1 protein-coding gene is annotated in these 919 nt (G+C 37.4%); it reads right to left on the bottom strand.

The window, feature by feature from the left end; translation table 11 throughout:
• Positions 1–292 precede the first annotated feature (292 nt).
• The gene (locus tag H4J57_RS19470; protein WP_182243987.1) at positions 293–766 is read right to left on the bottom strand and encodes a hypothetical protein; all 474 of its coding nucleotides are present in this window, start codon (positions 764–766) and stop codon (positions 293–295) included.
• Positions 767–919: the final 153 nt, after the last annotated feature.

The following is a 919-nucleotide window of genomic DNA, read 5'->3' as shown; positions in this document are numbered from 1 at the left end:
ATCGCTATTAAATAACGGTGTATAAATTGAAATAAAATACGCGCATGAAAAAACAAAAACATAATCAATGAGTGTTGCAAAGTACCTTTGATATAAAGCGGGAAGCTTTTTAGGAATAATGCTTTGTTTTGTTTCTTTAGTAAATTCACCATCAAACGCTGGTTCTATTATAGTCATTTGTCATCCTTAATATTGAGACACATAACGCCTTACTAAGCGGCGCAAAATTGTTGGCTAAAATGTACGAGGAACGAGTGCTAGCCAACTGTTTAGCGTCCGTTTGAGTAACTTGTTAGGTGCACTTTATTACCTGTACGGGTGAATTACAATACTCTAAGTTCCCTATTAATTCGTTATTATCTAGATAGTTAGGACAATTACCAATATTAACAGCATAAACGCTACCATTTGGTTTTACCTCTACATCTACAAAAGATGCAACAAGCTTATCTCCTAATTGACGACTCCAAGTAAAGTGATAATTGGTATTATGGGATTTTAGGAATGATCTGTCTGGTACGTTAAACTTACTAGTAAAAGAAATTAAAGCCATATCTTGGCTTTCTACACTTATACTCGCAGAACGTGCTGTCCAAGATAACGGCCAAGATCTGGTGATATCGACAGATATTTTGCATTCGCCAAGCTCCGAGGTACGCGATAGTTCAGAAACTATCTCTGCATATTCAATGTTCTTTAAACTACTTGAGCCTGCTTGACTGAGCCAAACAAAAAGAATAACTATTGGAATCCATTTACGATTCATGATGAATACGCCTCACGTCCTGTGCACCTAACGCCTTACTAAGCGGCGCGAAATTGTTGGCTAAAATGTACGAGGAACGAGTGCTAGCCAACTGTTTAGCGTCCGTTTGAGTAACTTGTTATATGGCTACTTGCCTAACCAACTTATTGGTAA

Source organism: Colwellia sp. BRX8-7 (assembly GCF_014077275.1).
Lineage (GTDB): Bacteria > Pseudomonadota > Gammaproteobacteria > Enterobacterales > Alteromonadaceae > Colwellia_A.
This window is presented reverse-complemented; position numbering and strand designations above follow the sequence as displayed.